Source organism: Fusibacter sp. JL298sf-3 (assembly GCF_053842995.1).
In genome coordinates, this window is record NZ_CM132608.1 from 1,329,479 (window position 1) to 1,343,721 (window position 14,243).

Sequence of the window (14,243 nt, forward strand, 5' to 3'; positions counted from 1 at the left end):
TTGAGACCACACACAACAAATAAAAATCAGTTGTTCGCTTTGAACAACTGATTTTTTATTTTAGAGTTTTTTAGTTTTGTACGTCTACGCTACTGATAAAATTTCGGTTTCGCGCTGTCTGATTTCCTCGATGACTTCACTGTACGGCTTATCAAATCGCGTGTATTTCCCAATGACGGCATTGAGCAAGTAATGTGTCTCGACGATGCTCATTTCATCGAGAATGCACCGTACCGCCGTTAGAAGGAAACGGTCCATTTTAGGCGAGTCCTTCATCAGTTTGCAGTAAAGATGCTCACTGATCGGTTTGTTTTTAAGGTCTAAGAGTTTGAAGTAGAATCGGAGCTCTGTGTTATCGTATTGTGAAAATACAATTTCTTTAACCTTGTCATACCCTAGTTCCCGGCGCATTTTAAGTAAAGCGAGTAAGTCGTATTTGAGCTTTCGGTACGTGTAGTCGAAATCTCTGTATTTAATGTCGATAATGTTATCACCGGTTAAATCGAGGGCATCTTTTTCCCGGTAGATGCGCTCGTAATTGTCTTTTAAGAAAGCGTTGCCCAGTAGGGATACGAGATAACTCAAAATACTCTCTGTATCAATGCCTCGCTGAATCATCAAGGCCCCTGAGCCCAGTATAATCAATTTGGCTCTGAAGACGGCACTGTCGCCAAAATGATGCGCGTAAGAGTCGACGACTTCTGAGACGATTTCTTCACTGATCCCCGAGGCGATTAACGAGATGAGCAGGTGAAAGGTCGGGTCCATTTCATAATACGGCGATTTTGTTATCGCTGCTATGTCTTTTTCTCTAGCGACATCGCTGGCACTTCCCACGAGCTTGATGTATTGAATCAGTCTGAATTTGTCGGTTATGGGTAATGTCTGGATGCTGTTTAAATCGTATGTTGATTCGAAATAATCTGTGATGCAACTGTACGTTTTGGTCATATTTACCTCCCTACTATTTAGAGGCTACTGGAACAAATGCCATCTTCGGCTGATTGCACGACGGGCAGCGCCAGTCTTCCGGAACTTCATCAAAAGGCGTGTTTTTGGGAATACCACTCATCCAATCGCCCCTTTCCGGCTTGTAAAAGTAACCGCAGACTGTACATTTGTAAACTTCCATTTTTACCTCCATTCATTACGTCAATTCGAACAGAGACTCTCTGTTCGCTTATTCTTATTATACCACCTATAAAAAAACTTTCACATTTTCTTTTTATAAATTAGGGAATTTGATGTTTTTTCGGGTAAAAGATGAATACATTACAATCAATTTCGGAGGTTTAATTATGATTAAAATATACACAAAAACAGGTGACAAAGGACAAACGAGTTTGTACGACGGCACACGTGTCGATAAAAATTCAACTCGAGTGGAGAGCTACGGCACTGTAGACGAACTCAACTCCAACATTGGATTTGCCCGAACTTACTGCGAGGACGACGACATTCGTCAAATATTATTTAAAATCCAGCGATCACTTTTCAACGTTGCCGGTGAACTCGCCACTGAAAAAGGCGATCAGTTCCCCGAACGCGTAACTGAAAAAGACATCGAGTGGCTCGAGCAAATCATCGACCACTACCTCGATCTAATGAACAGAGACGAAGTTTTCCAGTTTATCATCCCGGGCAGTAACCACTTTTGTGCCGCATTGCATATTTCCAGAACTGTGTGTAGACGCGCTGAGCGCCGTATATTGACGCTCTCTGAAGAAGCGCCGCTAAGAGCGGAACTCGTCAAGTATGTCAACAGGCTTTCAGACACGCTTTACACACTTGCCAGATACTCAGAAACTGAATTACACCGCGTGGAGTTTATCAAATAAGCTCCACTGTTTTAAAAAAGGAGGCGTTACGTATGAAACGACTTAACGGGATGCTTTTCGGCTCATTTATCGGTGATGCACTGGCCCTGAATTTGCACTGGGTCTATGACACGGAAAAAATAGCCTTGGAGTTCGGACAGGTCGACCACTACGAAGAACCGACGGCCAGCCTCTTTCACGCAGAAAAAAATGCAGGAGACTTTACCCATTACGGTGACCAAAGTCTCCTACTCCTTAAAAGCATCGCATCCAACGAAGGGTTCAACATTCAAGTCTTTCAGAATCACTGGATCAACTACATGAAGCACTACAACGGCTACATGGATCGAGCCTCTAAAGAATCTCTCGAACAACTCGATGCCAAATGCCATATCGGTGCCGTATCCGATGACTTATCAGGGGTCTCGACCCTTGCGCCCCTCCTCTACTACCATTTCGACGACACGAAGCTCTTGCAGTTCGTCAAATCCTACGTTCAAATGACGCACAATGACCCTCAGCTCCTTCAAATCGCCGAGTTCACGGTTAAGTGGATACAAGAGATTGTCATCGGACACGATTTCGAAAAGTCACTAGAGACCCTTGTAGGCGATTTCCCGCTGGTCAAACAACACTATGAAAATGTTCTGAACAGAATCAATGCGCCTACAGTCGACGCCGTCAAAGATATCGGTCAAAGTTGCTCCTGCCAATACGCTTTTCCGAGCACCTTATTAATTCTACTAAAGAATAAGAACAATTTTGCCGCTGCGATGAAAGAAAATCTACTTGCAGGAGGCGACTCCGCTTCGAGAGGCCTCTACATCGGCATGGTACTCGGCGCGTATTTGACAAGCGAATCGATTAGCAGTAAACTCATAACATCGCTCACAGCCTATGAGCCCATTTTATCCTTTACCAAACACCAAACACTCTAACAAAGAGGTGATTCTATGTTCACAATGAAACGTTTGCTCAGTGCGTACGACGGCGCACACCGCGTAACGTTTGATCCCAACAGCAAGTTTATATTTTTTAGCGATGTGCACCGAGGGGACAACAGCCTTTCTGATGAATTTGCACACAATCAAAATCTCTACTACTATGCGCTTCAGCATTATTACAAAGAGGGGTTTACCTATATAGAAGTCGGAGACGGTGACGAGTTATGGGAACACAGCAAATTTGAAGTCATTCGCTACGCACACAGCGACGTCTACATGCTGCTGAGAAAATTCTTTGACGACAACCGCTTTATTATGCTCTACGGCAATCACAACGCCGCTTTTAAAAAACCCAATTACATTGAGAAGAACCTCTTCCATTTTTACGATGAGTACGAGTCGTTTTTCAACGTCTTGTTTCCCGGTATAGAAGTCTACGAGTCTGTCGTTCTCGAAGAAGCCGGCACAGGCAGTGAAATATTCGTCGTTCACGGCCATCAAGGGGATTTTATCAACGACCAAATTTGGCCGATTATGAAATTTTTAAACCGACATTTCTGGCGCTACTTTCACATTATTGGTCTTAAAAATCCGGCGAGCCCGGCAAAGAATGCCCACAAGCGTCATAAAATAGAGAAAAACTACTCTAAGTTTATTCGACAGTACAAAAAGATGCTGATCGTCGGTCATACCCACCGTCCCAAATACCCTCGAGACAATGAACTGCCTTACTTCAACACCGGTTGCTGTATCCACCCGCGCAACATAACCGGACTGGAGATAGAAAACGGTGCCATTAGTTTTATAGAATGGCGCATCGTTCCCGATGAAGACGGCAGACTGAAAATAAGGCGACGCGTTATTCGCGGCCCTAAACCTCTCACTCAGTTTATGTACCCTGTCGATAAGAAAGGAGCTTCCAATGGAATTCCCACTACCCCATGACCCCCATCTGCTCATCGGTGTCATCAACATGAAACTGCGAGACTTTTACCCGACGCTAGAAGCGCTTTACGATGACATGAACCTCTCACCAGATAAAGTTGAAAAACCGTTAAATGCCGCCGGGTATTACTACGAGACTGAAAGCAATCAATTCCATAAGCGCTAACTGAAAAAATGCCCCGCATCTCTCTACTTGAGATGCCGAGGCATTTTTGCGTTAATATCAATTTTAAACCGCCAACTCCAGTTTTACAGGACAGTGGTCACTGCCCATCACTTGGTCGTCGATATCTGCGCTTAACAACTGAGGTTTGAGCGCTTCCGAAACGAGGAAATAATCAATTCTCCACCCCGTATTTCGTTCACGCGCCTTGCCCATGTAAGACCACCAAGAGTACCGGTGTTCGGCGTCTGGATAAAAATGTCTAAACGTGTCGATGAACCCCGCTTCAATAAGCGCTGTCATTTTACCGCGTTCTTCATCTGTAAAGCCGGCATTTTTGCGATTGGTTTTAGGGTTCTTTAAGTCAATCTCCTTATGGGCGACGTTTAAATCGCCACAAACCACCACCGGCTTAGTTTTTTCAAGCGTTTTTAAGTAAGCTCTGAAATCGTCTTCCCATTCCATTCGATAGTCGAGACGTTCCAGCTCTCTCTTGGCATTTGGGGTGTACACTGTCACGAGGTAAAAGGCCTCGTACTCAAGTGTGATAACGCGCCCTTCTTTGTCATGTGCTTCAATGCCCATCCCTCGCGCCACAGAAAGCGGTTCATGCTTCGTAAACACAGCGGTACCGGAATAGCCTTTTTTCTCAGCGTAATTCCAATACTGGTAGTAGCCGTCCAGTTCCAACTCAATTTGCCCTTCTTGAAGTTTAATCTCTTGAAGACAGAAGAAATCCGCATCTTCTGCTTCAAAGTACTCTAAAAAGCCTTTTTTTAGGCATGCTCTAAGACCATTGACATTCCAATTGATAAATTTCATACTGCCTCCGTTGTTACGATAATTTTTGTAAAATAAAATACGACAAGACGGCTGTCGCCCCTGAGAGCACAGCACCCCATGTCAAATCGATAAAAGTAATTGCCGTCGGCCAATCTTTCATCGTCGCCATATTCGTTAAGTCATAGGTGGCATACGTTATTAAACCATAAAACGCACCTGCTAACAAGGCGTGCCGCCAGCTTTCCTTCGAAAGTGCCGGCGTGAGGACAAAGTATATAAGACCGATGACAAACAAAATGTAAAAGGCAATGGCTGCAAACCAGTTGACTTGCGCCGCCATTAAATGCCCTAGATAGCGACTGTACAAGTTTTTTGCCACGACGCCTAGCCACAACATGTCCAGTGCAAGAAACACGACCATGGCCACAATAAACTGTTTTAAAGTTGTCAAGTTAATCACCTCACTATTCTATCACAGATTAAAAGGGTATAAGCCCAATGGCTTTATACCCTTTTATCAACTGATTATGCAAAGGTGTTACTTAGCGGCGTTGTAACGCGATTCAACGACAGACCAATCGATAACGTTAAAAAACGCTTCGATATAGTCTGCACGTCTGTTCTGATAATTGAGGTAGTACGCGTGCTCCCAGACATCTAGCCCCAACAACTCTTTGTAGCCGTCGCTGACAGGGGCGTCTTGGTTTGGCGTACTTACAACTTCAAGCTTGCCGTCTTTTATTACAAGCCACGCCCAGCCGCTTCCAAAGCGCTTGGTCGCCGCATTTTTAAATTGCTCTTTAAACGCTTCATAAGAACCGAAAGTCGATTCCAGTACCGCTTTAAACGACGCGCTAATAGGTTTTCCATTAGGCACTAGCCCCTCCCAGAAGAGGCTGTGGTTGTAATGGCCACCACCGTTGTTTTTTACTGCTGTTCGAATGCTCTCAGGAAGTTCTTCCAAAGTGGTCAACAGTTTTTCTAACGACCAGTCTTTGTAATCGCTATGGGATTCAAGGGCGTTATTTAAATTATTTACATATCCCGCATGGTGTTTTTGATGGTGAATTTCCATTGTACGAGCGTCAATGTGTGGTTCAAGTGCTTTGTAGTCGTAGTTTAATTCCGGCAAAGTAAATTTCATAATTCAACCTCCTAATAGTTGTCTGTTCTATATTGAATTTTTACGAATGATCTATTAGGAGTATACCACCCATTGATAATAATAATCATTTACATTTCATTGTGACGAATTTTTAATATCTCTCATGTGTTTGTCGCCGTAATAAGCGATTTCTTTCGCACAGTACGGCTCAATATGGCTGGTGACAATGCTGTCTTCACCAAAGTGTTCTAGAATCTCATTTTCAATGGACGTCGCTATATCGTGCGCCTTTGTGATGTTCATATCCGGTGACACCATGAGGTGAAACTCAATGACAAAACGGTTGCTGAGTTTACGCGCGCGCACTTCGTGATACGCCATAACCTCCTCGCTGTTTTCAAGCAACTCGTACAAGTAATCCATCTCTTCCTGAGGAACGCCTTTTTCGAGCAGTTCATTCATTGAAGGCATGAAGATTTCTATCCCCACCTTAAAAATAAAGAAGCTCACCACTATAGAGGCAATGGGGTCAAGTATGGCCCACTTGTTTCCCAATGCTGCTGCCGCTGCCACCCCGATAAACGTCCCAATAGACGAGTACACATCGGACCTGTGGTGCCAAGCGTTGGCCGTCACAGCACTGCTCTCAATTCTCGTACCTACTTTTAACGTTATTCTAAACAGTACCTCTTTTACCGCCATAGATGCCAACGCCGCTAAAACGGCAATGTAACCGGGACGGACGGGAACATCGCCTTTGATAAATGCGTGCAAACTCGAAATCCCCGATTTTAAGATTGAAAATCCTGCAAAAAACAGCATGACGCCAATGACGACGGTCGCTACTGTTTCAAACTTGCCGTGGCCATATGGATGGTCTTGGTCCTCCGGTTTGTCCGTAAATTTAAAACCAATGAGGACGACTATATCTGACAAAAAATCCGACAGGGAATGAATCCCGTCGGCAATCATCGCCTGGCTGTTACCGACAAAACCGGCGATGAGTTTAATAAAAGTCAGTACCGCATTGACCAAAAACCCCATAAGCGTTATGCGACGCGCTTCTTTTCCTCTTAACAGTTGACTGTCCATACTCATCTCCTATTGATTCGTCGATCGAGCCAAATACCGGCATAGGCACCGACAACACCTAGTGCGGCGGCAATGGCCACCAGCGCCCCCATGTATTGAGGCGTGAGCTTCTCAAAAAGTGCCGATCCAATTAAATACTTTGAAACCGCCAACGAGACACCGACGCAAAAAGCACCGTAAGCAGCGCCGGCGATCTGGACGCGCCAGCGAGAGCCGTCTGAGACGACCTCGACCAGTGTCGTCAACAGACCGACACTGACTATGGCAAGTCCCATATAAAGATTCACCAACCCCATAATAAGGGCAAAGACGGTGTTTACCGTCAATACGATGTACCGTCTCTTAAAATGCTGTTTAATAAAAGCCACCATCAAGGCCAGATAAGGGGCCATCGCCGTATATTTAACCCCCGGCAACGGCACTTGCCCCATAATGAGGTAAATCACATAGCCACCGGCGACAATTGCCGCAACAATCATCGCGATTTCTGCGAGCTCTTTCGTTTTAAGCGGCTGTCTCATTTTTACGAACCCCTTTTGTGTAAAGCGTACTGCTCACAAACGTCGTTATAGGAATCGAAAATAGGATTCCGAAGCTGCCTGAAAGCGCCTGTAGAACTTCTATAATAACCATCTCTCGATTGAAAATGTCCAACAGGTTGGCGTTGTACGTAATGAGCAAAAGAACGATGGAAAGTGAGCCGCCGATATATGCGAGAACCAGTGTATTGGCCATAGTGCCCATAATGTCTTTCCCGATGCGCATGCCCGATTGAACACGCTTCATAAAACTCTCATCAGGTGCCTTTTCATGGAGCTCACTCATTGAAGACGCAATCGACATAGAGACATCCATAATAGCCCCCATAGCACCAATGAGCATAGCGCCGAAGAACATCGCCTTGAGATCAATTGGATTTTCAGGATTTAACATGATGAGGTAAACGGATTCGTCGTTCACGACACCTGTCAACTTCAAAAAAATATCCATAACGAGGATGATGCCCCCTGAAACCAACAGACCACCCATACAGCCTGTAATCGCCGCCAGTGTCTTTTTATTGATACCGCTAATCAACACGAGACTCATAACTGTGGTAAACAGACAAATGACAATCGCCCAAAAGTAAATGTTTCGACCGGTCAATACCGCCGGAACAAAGACGCCAAAAATAGCCAAGATAGTAAACGTCAGCGACACGATGGTTTGGAAGCCTTTTATACCGCCAAAAATAAGCAGTGATATGAGGAATATTATCCCTAGAACGATCATTGCATCGGCGCGAACGTATTCGCCGTAAACCCAGACAGAAGCCTCATCTACATTAGGGTCTAAAATTTTGTACATGAGAATTTTATCGCCGACCTCTACCTCTTTAGGTGAAAGCTTCATATAACTGTTAAAACTCTGTTCGCCTTCAAGCATTTGTCCTTTGAGCTCGCCACTCAACACCTCTGCCTGAAATCGAATAACTTTGGTGTGAAACCCTTCGGTCCCACTTGTTTCAACTTCATCTTCAACTATTTCAGTCAACTGCGTAACACGGACTTTCGCCACATCTTGGTACCCTTGTTCCTGCAGTGTATGAAAACCTTCTGAGGTGTACTTGTTGCCTAAAAATATAAACACAAGGGACAAGACGATGGTCACCAAATAAATGTATAAAGGGACTTCCCTCTTTTGTTTGACTTGCTGCATAAGTTATCCTTTCTGAAATTAATAGTGTCACAAACTTCACTACATTATATCAAACCTCATCTGATTTTGCATACCCATTTTAGATGCCTTTCACACAAAATTTGACGCTGGAACGCCCCGTAAAAAAAGGGTGGCTAAACGCCACCCTACTGTCGCCTACAGGCGCACTTTCTTAAGTTCTTCTTTCATGCGGTCTATATCTGCGAGAAAATCTTCAATGTCGTGCTCGTGTTCGAGCTCATCGTTTAAAATGCCAACGGCCATTTGATAGGTCGCATGGTCTTTGCCGTTAGTGAAATCCGCGATTTCTTCGTATCGGCTTATGGCACACCGCTCGCCTTTGAGATTCTGCTTCAACACCTCTTCAATATAGGGATCTGTCGGCGCCTCGTAGTCGCATTTGGCGTATTGTGTCCAATCGGCGGGATTGAGCACCGGCGTGCCACCTAATTGAATAATACGGTTGACAACCAACTCTGCGTGAGCCAGCTCTTCGTTGGCGTGAAGCAGGAGTTCCGGCTCGATTTCACTGCGCATGGGCCCTTCAATCATTCGTGCGCCAATCCAGTATTGATAATACGCAAGCCATTCTTCTGCAAGTGCCTCATTTAACATTTGAATCAATTTTTCAACATCGAGTTTTAAAATTTCAACTGCTTTTTTGCCCATAAACACACGCCTCCTCATCTCATAGGTTAAAAATCGCCATTTATACGTTTACCCGAAATGAGAGAACTGAAACGCATTTAAAAATGAATTTCTTTTTTCTTGAACAAATAGACATTCAGCGGCACAAAGACGGCAATCGGTGCAGAAATGGCCACAGCGGCGCGCCACCAAAAGCCGGAAACTGCCGGCAGGCTACTGAAAAACAAGGTGTAGTATTCCGTCACGAAAAAGTATTGCGCATCCGGCGGCAATACCTTTAAAAACACCATCATTGTCACAGCGCCGCTTGCAAACACTGAAATGACAATCCCCAGTGTGGTTACCAGTGTCGGTATGTTGAAAACCAACCCCAGAAACGTCACCAAAGATAGAAACGAGTTAATGACGAGAACGGTCAACATCGTCGCTTTAAAAACAGACAACATTGCCGTCATACCGACAAATCCCATGCCGATTGAAGCAAAAATCAAACCGGACACATAGGCAATAGAGTACATTAAGAGGACAGTTAAGGCGATAAACAGCATCTTCCCTAAAATAACTGAAGCTCTATTCAGCGGTTGTATCACCGACATTTTAATCGTCCCAGCCTTCATATCTTCCGTCACAGTCTGTGACACAAACAGTATGCCGAAAATAATAACAAATGTGTTGACCGCAGAGAGGAGTATATTAAAGAAAACCGGTGCCTCAACACCTATGCCCTCTCGCACTGAAATATAAGTTGCGGCACCTTGAAGCAACAGTGTTAAGACAATAAACACATAGAGCTTCTTCTGCCTAAAAATCTTGTAGAATTCATTTTTTACAATTGTTCCCACTAAACTCGCCTCCCATCTACAGTCTCCATAAAATACTCCTCCAAGGTTTTGTTAGACGGTACAATGCCACTGACTTTGACACCGGCCTTCACCAAGAGGCTATTGGCCTCATGTGATGCAAGACATGCCTCGTTGAGCAACAACTGGTTTTCTTCATAGCTGACAACAGCGCCTTCATAATGTGACAACGCGTGTTGTGCCTTGTCACCGTCGTCCACTGTAAAAGTCACTTGATTTTGATTGTTGAGCATTTCTCGGGTTAAACCAGAGGCAATCAACTTGCCTTTTGAAATAATGGCCACTTTGTTGCACATGAGCTCTACTTCATGAAGTATGTGGCTGGAAATCAATACTGTAATCGACTCTTTCTCAACGAGCTTCATAATAATGTTCCGAATGGCAACCACACCTTTAGGGTCGAGACCATTGGTCGGTTCGTCCAATATGATAATCTTCGGCTTGTTTAAAAGCGCCGCAGCAAGGCCCAGCCTCTGCTTCATCCCCAGTGAAAATGTCTTGAACTTTTGATGGGCGGCGTGTTTCAGCGTTACGAGTTCCAGCACTTCTTCAATACGCGCCTTGGGAATCTCTTTATGAAAATTTTTGAGCAGCTTGAGGTTTTGATATGCTGTCAAATCTTCATAAAACTTAGGGGTTTCAACGATTCCCGCAATGTTCTTAATGGCTTTTGCAAACTCTTTTTGAACACTGATATCGTCGATAAACACCTCGCCACCGGAAGGCTTTATCAGACCGAGAATCATCCGAATGGTGGTTGTTTTCCCTGCGCCGTTTGGTCCTAAGAAACCAAATACATCGCCTTTTTCAATATGAAGGTCGACGCTGTCGACAACGGGCACGCCACGATACCGTTTGGTTAAATTACGCGTTTCTAATATCAAAAGAATAACCTCCTTGTATAGCACTTAACGTTGTATGTCATTCAATTGTAGCAATTTTAAGGGGGCTTTGCATTAAAGCCCCCTTAAAATTTAATTAAACAACAAAAGTTAAGCCGTAAGACTTTTCGTGAATGTTGAAGTGGACAATGCGCTACCAACGTGTCAATTGTTGTTAAATCGTTTTTGAAAACGTATGGTAGATCAAAGGGATCACAATAAGCGTGAGCAAAGTAGACACCATCAGTCCGCCCATTAGCGCCACCGCCATTGGGGTGAAAAAGGAACTCCCGGAAAGTGCCAACGGCACCAATCCGATAATGGTGGTCATACTGCTGAGCATAATCGGCCTAAATCGTCGATTCATTGCCGTTACACAAAGGGTTTCAAGCGACGCCTCCTGATGCTGTTTCTGCTTAAAATAATCCATTAAAAGAATGGCGTTGTTGACGACGATTCCGATTAAACTTGCGACGCCAAGGCCTACCGTAAACGTAATGTGCATATCGAGCAACAGCAACAGGCCGACTGAACCAACCACTGAAAGCGGTACAGTGGCCAAGATTATAAACGGTACTTTAAAAGAGTTGAACTGAATTAAGAGAATCAAATAAATAATAATCAAAGCCAGTGCAGCCGCACCGAATAGGTCTTTTACATATCGGTCGACAATTTCCTTGTCTCCACCGTATTCCACAGATACGCGACCGTCGAGTCCTAAAGTCTCCACATACGCTTCGACATCTTTCTGTAAGCTCGTTGCAGATGCCGACGGCATTACATCGGTACTGACAAATACCGCAGGCTTTTCATTATGCCGTTTGATTTGTTGATAGGCCTCTTTGGTTTCTAGAGTCGCCACATCAGCCAGTCGGATGCTTTCTCCTGTGGCATCCGTGGCAAGCTTCATATACCCAAGGCCCCTCTCTGTCTGAATATCGCTATCGACAACGACAGGGTACACATCAGCACCTTTGTAAATCTCTGTTACCGTTCTCCCACTCAAAGCGATGTTTAAATTGTTTTGCACATCGTATAAAACCAGCTGACTATCTTTGAGTTTTTTTGAATTATAAACCACTTCAATTTGGGGCGCAGTTTCCACGCGGTCACTTGTAACCCTTACTGTACGCGTATCCTGTTTGAGATAGGCTTCAATTTTTTGAGCCGCATCATCGAGAGCTGCTCTGTCAGTCCCCGAAAGGCGCACATCTACTGCCGGGCCCGGTTGGTTGATTTCAAGTAAATTCACTGAATAGCGACCCCTCGGCAGACGTTCATCTAAAGTTTCTTGAAGTTTAAAAGCCATCGTTTCAAGGGTTTCACCGCTCTTAAACTGCGAGCTATCCACTTTTAGTATAAACTGTCCGTAGTCTTCTGAAGGCGGCCGAACCCCCACAGTCAAATAAAATTTTGGAAAGCTCCCGCCAACCGACTGATACACGGCATCGACACTGTCAGTTTCGTCGATGATCAGTCGCATTTCATCCATAAGTGCACCGGTAGTGGCCAGTGTACTCCCCGCTTCACTGAACACGTCGATGTAGACAAGGTCCTTATCCGCATATGGGAACAGTGAAATTTCCAGTTGCATTGCGCCGTAAACCGATGCGGCGACGATGAGGACGATAAATACAAAAGCCGTTTTTTTACGCTTAATGGCGTTGATTAACAAGACCTCGAATCCCCGTCGCGTTCTGCTGGTTTTCACTTGTATCGGCAAACGTTTTTTCTTAAAAAACACGCTGGCAAGTGCCGGCGTAACAAACATCGCTACGAGGTAAGAGGCAATCAGTGCTATGATCACCACTTGCGGCAACGACTTGGCGAACTCACCGGCTTCTCCGGGCAATGCCATAAGTGGTGCAAACGCAGCAACCGTCGTCAAAGTGGAGGTCAGAACTGGGATACTGCTCTCTCTTGCACCTTGATAACACGCCGAGTAAACAGGTTTCGAGTGATTGAGTTTTTCCTGAATGGCATCGCTAATAACAATAGAGTTGTCCACCAGTATGCCCAGCGCAATAATCAATGCCGAAATGGACATCTGCTGTAAATCGATACCGAGCAAACTCATTACCGCTACTGTAGCCGCAATTGAAAGCGGAATGCTCACACTAACCACGACGGCATTTCTAAGCCCCATCCCCAAGAGAACGACGAGGACGACAAACCCAACGCCTTGAAGAAGATTCATCATGAAGCCATTTGTCGCTTCGCTGACAGCGTCGGGCTGAAATACCACCGAACTCACGGCAACCCCTTGATAATCTGATTCAAAGGCTTCTATTTTATTTTTGATGGCATCTCCGGATAAAACGATATTTTCGTTGTCCTCAAAAAAGACATTGACTAGAACAGCTTCGCTTTCCCCCTCTTTATATAACTGCTTCTTTTTGCCTTCTTGCTCGACAGTGGCAATATCTGCAAGTGTAACCACTTCTCCCGTCTGAGGGTTGGTAAATACTTTAAGTGCTTTTAAACTTTCAAGGTCTTTGAGTCCCCTTTCGCTGACGACAGACAGGCGACCGCTCTCCCCTTGAACATCACCTGCGGGAATCATGGTATTTTGCGCCTTGATAAGGTCTGCAATCTGCGCATAAGTCAGCGGGACGTCGTCCATCTTTCGACTTTGTAACGTCACCGTATACCGCGTTTGCGCCTCTCCCTCTACCGTTGCACTCTTAACGCCTTCCACACCCTTGATGGCATTGGCCAATTGCTGTGCATACCCTTCTAAATCCCCCTCCTCAGCTGTTACCGATAAAACGGCACCGCTAGAAGTTGTCAGATCCGTATCGATCTGAAAATCCATTACACCGGGGGGCAATTCGGGCTTGAGGTCTTCGAGAAGCGTCCGCGCGCGCGACCATTGTTCTTCGTAATCCACATCGTAGTCGAGGGTTATAAGAACCACAGAACTGTTGGGGTTTGAGTACGAAGTCATATATGAGATACCGTCTAGATTGCTCAAGGCCTCTTCGACTTTCTGCGTTAGCAATGCTTCAACTTCCTCAGCTGCAGCACCTGGGAAAGGTGTCACAATCTGCGCTGCAGGACTCGAAGTATCGGGATTTTCTTGTTTCGGCAAAAAATAGTACGCGTAGATGCCAAAAAACAACACGAAAAGTGCCATAACAAAAGTGACCTTGCGCTCTTTTATAGCCATTTCAATCCAATTCTTCATCTGTGCGCCTCCTTATCTTTTCTTCTTTTATACCCTTTATTTTATGTGAAGCCGCGTCAAAAGTAAATTAAAATAGGTCATCTGGTTGTACAAACGCTACCATATGTTTTTATGTATAAG

At 44.8% G+C, this 14,243-nt stretch carries 16 protein-coding genes; 4 read left to right on the plus strand and 12 right to left on the minus strand.

The genetic code is table 11. The features are described from left to right. Positions 1-84: 84 nt before the first annotated feature. Complete coding sequence (locus ACR6HW_RS06560; protein ID WP_455730347.1) at positions 85-951, minus strand: hypothetical protein; 867 nt, start codon at positions 949-951, stop codon at positions 85-87. A gap of 13 nt (positions 952-964) precedes the next feature. Further along, on the minus strand, positions 965-1,132 hold the full coding sequence (locus ACR6HW_RS06565; RefSeq protein ID WP_455730348.1) for a rubredoxin: 168 nt from the start codon (positions 1,130-1,132) through the stop codon (positions 965-967). Positions 1,133-1,298: 166 nt separating this feature from the next. Here ACR6HW_RS06565 and ACR6HW_RS06570 point away from each other — a divergent pair, with 166 nt between their 5' ends. Genes ACR6HW_RS06570 through ACR6HW_RS06585 form a run of 4 tightly spaced genes read left to right on the plus strand, consistent with a single transcriptional unit; the run spans position 1,299 to position 3,872 of the window. Next, positions 1,299-1,838 carry a cob(I)yrinic acid a,c-diamide adenosyltransferase gene (locus ACR6HW_RS06570; protein WP_455730349.1) on the plus strand — a complete coding sequence of 180 codons (540 nt, stop codon included), beginning with the start codon at positions 1,299-1,301 and terminating at the stop codon, positions 1,836-1,838. A 32-nt stretch (positions 1,839-1,870) separates the two neighbouring features. Next, positions 1,871-2,755: an ADP-ribosylglycohydrolase family protein gene (locus tag ACR6HW_RS06575; RefSeq protein ID WP_455730350.1), complete on the plus strand. Its 885-nt coding sequence runs from the start codon at positions 1,871-1,873 to the stop codon at positions 2,753-2,755. A gap of 15 nt (positions 2,756-2,770) precedes the next feature. Continuing rightward, positions 2,771-3,706: a metallophosphoesterase family protein gene (locus ACR6HW_RS06580; protein WP_455730351.1), complete on the plus strand. Its 936-nt coding sequence runs from the start codon at positions 2,771-2,773 to the stop codon at positions 3,704-3,706. Next, positions 3,684-3,872, plus strand: coding sequence for a DUF4250 domain-containing protein (locus ACR6HW_RS06585; RefSeq protein ID WP_455730352.1), 189 nt, complete (start codon positions 3,684-3,686; stop codon positions 3,870-3,872). Before ACR6HW_RS06580 ends, ACR6HW_RS06585 begins: the two co-directional genes overlap by 23 nt. A gap of 63 nt (positions 3,873-3,935) precedes the next feature. Here the strand turns inward: ACR6HW_RS06585 and ACR6HW_RS06590 are convergent, their stop codons facing one another. The 10 genes from ACR6HW_RS06590 to ACR6HW_RS06635 form a co-directional block, all read right to left on the minus strand. Further along, on the minus strand, positions 3,936-4,691 hold the full coding sequence (locus ACR6HW_RS06590; RefSeq protein WP_455730353.1) for an exodeoxyribonuclease III: 756 nt from the start codon (positions 4,689-4,691) through the stop codon (positions 3,936-3,938). 13 nt (positions 4,692-4,704) lie between these two features. Continuing rightward, positions 4,705-5,103: a DUF2177 family protein gene (locus ACR6HW_RS06595; RefSeq protein ID WP_455730354.1), complete on the minus strand. Its 399-nt coding sequence runs from the start codon at positions 5,101-5,103 to the stop codon at positions 4,705-4,707. A gap of 87 nt (positions 5,104-5,190) precedes the next feature. Beyond that, the gene (locus ACR6HW_RS06600) at positions 5,191-5,796 is read right to left on the minus strand and encodes a superoxide dismutase (protein WP_455730355.1); all 606 of its coding nucleotides are present in this window, start codon (positions 5,794-5,796) and stop codon (positions 5,191-5,193) included. A 96-nt stretch (positions 5,797-5,892) separates the two neighbouring features. Further along, a complete protein-coding gene (locus tag ACR6HW_RS06605) occupies positions 5,893-6,849 on the minus strand; it encodes a cation diffusion facilitator family transporter (RefSeq protein WP_455730356.1) in 957 nt (318 codons plus the stop codon). 2 nt (positions 6,850-6,851) lie between these two features. Next, complete coding sequence (locus tag ACR6HW_RS06610; protein ID WP_455730357.1) at positions 6,852-7,370, minus strand: hypothetical protein; 519 nt, start codon at positions 7,368-7,370, stop codon at positions 6,852-6,854. Then, on the minus strand, positions 7,354-8,547 hold the full coding sequence (locus ACR6HW_RS06615) for a YibE/F family protein (RefSeq protein WP_455730358.1): 1,194 nt from the start codon (positions 8,545-8,547) through the stop codon (positions 7,354-7,356). The genes ACR6HW_RS06610 and ACR6HW_RS06615 overlap by 17 nt, the downstream gene beginning before the upstream one ends. 156 nt (positions 8,548-8,703) lie before the next feature. Beyond that, a complete protein-coding gene (locus ACR6HW_RS06620) occupies positions 8,704-9,216 on the minus strand; it encodes a ferritin-like domain-containing protein (protein WP_455730359.1) in 513 nt (170 codons plus the stop codon). Between the two features lie 77 nt (positions 9,217-9,293). Next, the gene (locus ACR6HW_RS06625) at positions 9,294-10,037 is read right to left on the minus strand and encodes an ABC transporter permease (protein WP_455730360.1); all 744 of its coding nucleotides are present in this window, start codon (positions 10,035-10,037) and stop codon (positions 9,294-9,296) included. After that, positions 10,037-10,939: an ABC transporter ATP-binding protein gene (locus ACR6HW_RS06630; RefSeq protein WP_455730361.1), complete on the minus strand. Its 903-nt coding sequence runs from the start codon at positions 10,937-10,939 to the stop codon at positions 10,037-10,039. Before ACR6HW_RS06630 ends, ACR6HW_RS06625 begins: the two co-directional genes overlap by 1 nt. A gap of 172 nt (positions 10,940-11,111) precedes the next feature. After that, a complete protein-coding gene (locus tag ACR6HW_RS06635; RefSeq protein WP_455730362.1) occupies positions 11,112-14,123 on the minus strand; it encodes an efflux RND transporter permease subunit in 3,012 nt (1,003 codons plus the stop codon). Positions 14,124-14,243: the final 120 nt, after the last annotated feature.

Bases quoted from the DNA above. Each gene is read 5' to 3' on its own strand.
- ACR6HW_RS06560 (WP_455730347.1), bottom strand. From the start codon at position 951: ATGACCAAAACGTACAGTTGCATCACAGATTATTTCGAATCAACATAC.
- ACR6HW_RS06565 (WP_455730348.1), bottom strand. From the start codon at position 1,132: ATGGAAGTTTACAAATGTACAGTCTGCGGTTACTTTTACAAGCCGGAA.
- ACR6HW_RS06570 (WP_455730349.1), top strand. From the start codon at position 1,299: ATGATTAAAATATACACAAAAACAGGTGACAAAGGACAAACGAGTTTG.
- ACR6HW_RS06575 (WP_455730350.1), top strand. From the start codon at position 1,871: ATGAAACGACTTAACGGGATGCTTTTCGGCTCATTTATCGGTGATGCA.
- ACR6HW_RS06580 (WP_455730351.1), top strand. From the start codon at position 2,771: ATGTTCACAATGAAACGTTTGCTCAGTGCGTACGACGGCGCACACCGC.
- ACR6HW_RS06585 (WP_455730352.1), top strand. From the start codon at position 3,684: ATGGAATTCCCACTACCCCATGACCCCCATCTGCTCATCGGTGTCATC.
- ACR6HW_RS06590 (WP_455730353.1), bottom strand. From the start codon at position 4,691: ATGAAATTTATCAATTGGAATGTCAATGGTCTTAGAGCATGCCTAAAA.
- ACR6HW_RS06600 (WP_455730355.1), bottom strand. From the start codon at position 5,796: ATGAAATTTACTTTGCCGGAATTAAACTACGACTACAAAGCACTTGAA.
- ACR6HW_RS06605 (WP_455730356.1), bottom strand. From the start codon at position 6,849: ATGGACAGTCAACTGTTAAGAGGAAAAGAAGCGCGTCGCATAACGCTT.
- ACR6HW_RS06610 (WP_455730357.1), bottom strand. From the start codon at position 7,370: ATGAGACAGCCGCTTAAAACGAAAGAGCTCGCAGAAATCGCGATGATT.
- ACR6HW_RS06615 (WP_455730358.1), bottom strand. From the start codon at position 8,547: ATGCAGCAAGTCAAACAAAAGAGGGAAGTCCCTTTATACATTTATTTG.
- ACR6HW_RS06620 (WP_455730359.1), bottom strand. From the start codon at position 9,216: ATGGGCAAAAAAGCAGTTGAAATTTTAAAACTCGATGTTGAAAAATTG.
- ACR6HW_RS06635 (WP_455730362.1), bottom strand. From the start codon at position 14,123: ATGAAGAATTGGATTGAAATGGCTATAAAAGAGCGCAAGGTCACTTTT.